Here is a 2004-nt window from a genome sequence, read left to right on the forward strand (position 1 = left end):
TTCATTACAAGCTATACACTCGGTCATAACATTAAATTCCATAAAATCGCTCCTTATTTATTGATACTGATTTTTATATGAGAATGAACACTTAAAACTATGCTGCAATAAATGCTCATTCCCTATTCCTCCTACATTGGTATTTCTTTTTCTACTTTCAGCAAATGAACTTCTGAATAAATTTCATCTAGCTCCCAATATCTTTTTTTCGCTTCTTCCTCACTGAAACAAACTTCACATCTTTTCCCATTCCAAGCTTCAAAAACTAATACATACATTTAAATTTCATTCCTTTCTTCGCAATATTTTTGAATTGTTCGTTACTTTAATTTAAAAATTTCTTTTATACCTTGACCACAATTTTTCCATTCTTGTTCACATCTATCTTTACAATCCCTTACAACGCATTCATTACAGCAAATACACCCTCTATTGTATTTTTCATTATCACATTCAAATCCATCACATATTTTCATAAAAACTCCTAAATCTCCTTTACAATAATTTCAAAATGCTCCTAATTTTTTGTATTGTGAATTATATTAGCTTAAATAATTCTTCAAATAGTTCTTTATGCTGTTTAAACAATTTACTTAATAAACTTTCATCATAATGCACTATATCATTAAAACTTCTTTCAAATGCTCTGTTATCTTTATTACCAACAATAAGATAGTACCCTGCTCTTTTTCTTAATGTTATATCTAAATCACAATCGTTATTATATCCCTTAAATTCTTTATGAAAATAACACTCAACTCTATTCCAATTACAACAATCACCATGTATAGAATAGGTATTTGTATTATCTTTTCTTCTTCTATCTACTTTTTTAAATCCTTTATTTTTCATATAATTTTCAAAAATCTGTGCTAATTGTTTAGTTTCACAGTTATCAAGGACTTTAAATAATTTATTTTTAATTTCTTCCATAATTTACTCCTTCCCCTTTATTTAAAACTGTAAATTACTTTCTAACAGTTATTCCTTTCAGTCTTAGTTGTAAATATCTCAAACTATCTAATTTAGGAAATATTAGATATCCTGTACTAAAACAAGTTTTGTAATATTTACATTCTGTTTTTTTGCCACCATGACAATTACCAGTACAATGTGCTTTCATTTTTTTAGATAATCTAATATATCTTTTATTTTTCATCTACAATCGCCTTTTTGAATTATTCGTAAACACGAATATCACTCCCAAAAAGCACATAAATCTTCTTCTCTTATTTCGCTTTTCTCTAGTATTTCATCCGCTACATCATTATTAAATTCTATATTTAACTCAAGTCTTCCATCATAATATCCTCTATGTAGAAAACAATCTCTTATAGCTCCCTTTTCTTCTAACTCTTTAATTATCTCTGATAACTTTTTAGCCATAACTTTCTCCCAAAATTTTTGAATTGTGAGCTAATTTAACTTTGATATTTCTTTATAAGAATATATCTTATCCATTCTATCTTTGTTATAAGTGCCTTTAATTGCTTTAGTTTTCTTTTTACAAAATTCTTTTACTTCTTCTTCACTATTACATTCATAATAACCTTTAATTTTCGTTCTGGTTGTTATTCCTAGTGTAAAAAGTGTTGTTTCTTCTTGTATTAAATAAATCATAATTTCCCTCCTAATTAATTCGTAATAATTTTAAGTTGTTCTAACGCATCTTTCACATCTTTTAATGTCTTTTTGTAACCAATTACTGTAATTCCTTGTTTAGTACATTTCCAATACCATTTGTGATTAGCTCTTGCTCCGCTTCCAACTAAAAATCTTTTTAATTCAACGTTATATTTTCTTTCTATTTGCGTTTTGGTCATGTTGAACTCATCTCCTTCTTCTTTAATTCAAATGACTAACTTTAATAATTATTTTTAAATGTTGCTATATCCAAAACTTACAATTTCTTGTAAAGCTATAATTGTTTCTTTATTATCAACTAAATCAGTAAGTGTAATATATCCCACGCCCTCATTTCTCATAACCTTCTGAAGACCGCTT

The 2004-nt window shown here is 26.9% G+C and carries 7 protein-coding genes; all 7 read right to left on the reverse strand.

The features are described from left to right. Positions 1-131: 131 nt before the first annotated feature. Positions 132-278 (reverse strand): hypothetical protein, encoded by a 147-nt coding sequence (locus tag EJJ37_RS20580; RefSeq protein WP_166484860.1) that lies wholly within the window; start codon positions 276-278, stop codon positions 132-134. Positions 279-320: 42 nt separating this feature from the next. Next, positions 321-476 carry a hypothetical protein gene (locus tag EJJ37_RS20585; RefSeq protein WP_166484780.1) on the reverse strand — a complete coding sequence of 52 codons (156 nt, stop codon included), beginning with the start codon at positions 474-476 and terminating at the stop codon, positions 321-323. Between the two features lie 61 nt (positions 477-537). After that, positions 538-933 (reverse strand): zinc ribbon domain-containing protein, encoded by a 396-nt coding sequence (locus tag EJJ37_RS19615; protein WP_243124928.1) that lies wholly within the window; start codon positions 931-933, stop codon positions 538-540. Positions 934-967: 34 nt separating this feature from the next. Beyond that, positions 968-1159 (reverse strand): hypothetical protein, encoded by a 192-nt coding sequence (locus EJJ37_RS19620; RefSeq protein ID WP_133017108.1) that lies wholly within the window; start codon positions 1157-1159, stop codon positions 968-970. Between the two features lie 38 nt (positions 1160-1197). After that, positions 1198-1386, reverse strand: a complete 189-nt coding sequence (locus EJJ37_RS19625; RefSeq protein ID WP_133017109.1) for a hypothetical protein — start codon at positions 1384-1386, stop codon at positions 1198-1200. Between the two features lie 30 nt (positions 1387-1416). Then, positions 1417-1620, reverse strand: coding sequence for a hypothetical protein (locus EJJ37_RS19630; RefSeq protein ID WP_133017110.1), 204 nt, complete (start codon positions 1618-1620; stop codon positions 1417-1419). A 14-nt stretch (positions 1621-1634) separates the two neighbouring features. Next, positions 1635-1823 (reverse strand): hypothetical protein, encoded by a 189-nt coding sequence (locus tag EJJ37_RS19635; RefSeq protein WP_133017111.1) that lies wholly within the window; start codon positions 1821-1823, stop codon positions 1635-1637. Positions 1824-2004: the final 181 nt, after the last annotated feature.

This window comes from Clostridium cuniculi, from assembly GCF_004353185.1.
In the GTDB taxonomy this organism is placed as follows: Bacteria; Bacillota; Clostridia; order Clostridiales; family Clostridiaceae; genus Clostridium; species Clostridium cuniculi.

Excerpts from the sequence above, each read along its gene's own strand:
- EJJ37_RS20580 (WP_166484860.1), bottom strand. The coding sequence starts at position 278 with ATGTATGTATTAGTTTTTGAAGCTTGGAATGGGAAAAGATGTGAAGTT.
- EJJ37_RS20585 (WP_166484780.1), bottom strand. The coding sequence starts at position 476 with ATGAAAATATGTGATGGATTTGAATGTGATAATGAAAAATACAATAGA.
- EJJ37_RS19615 (WP_243124928.1), bottom strand. The coding sequence starts at position 933 with ATGGAAGAAATTAAAAATAAATTATTTAAAGTCCTTGATAACTGTGAA.
- EJJ37_RS19620 (WP_133017108.1), bottom strand. The coding sequence starts at position 1,159 with ATGAAAAATAAAAGATATATTAGATTATCTAAAAAAATGAAAGCACAT.
- EJJ37_RS19625 (WP_133017109.1), bottom strand. The coding sequence starts at position 1,386 with ATGGCTAAAAAGTTATCAGAGATAATTAAAGAGTTAGAAGAAAAGGGA.
- EJJ37_RS19630 (WP_133017110.1), bottom strand. The coding sequence starts at position 1,620 with ATGATTTATTTAATACAAGAAGAAACAACACTTTTTACACTAGGAATA.
- EJJ37_RS19635 (WP_133017111.1), bottom strand. The coding sequence starts at position 1,823 with ATGACCAAAACGCAAATAGAAAGAAAATATAACGTTGAATTAAAAAGA.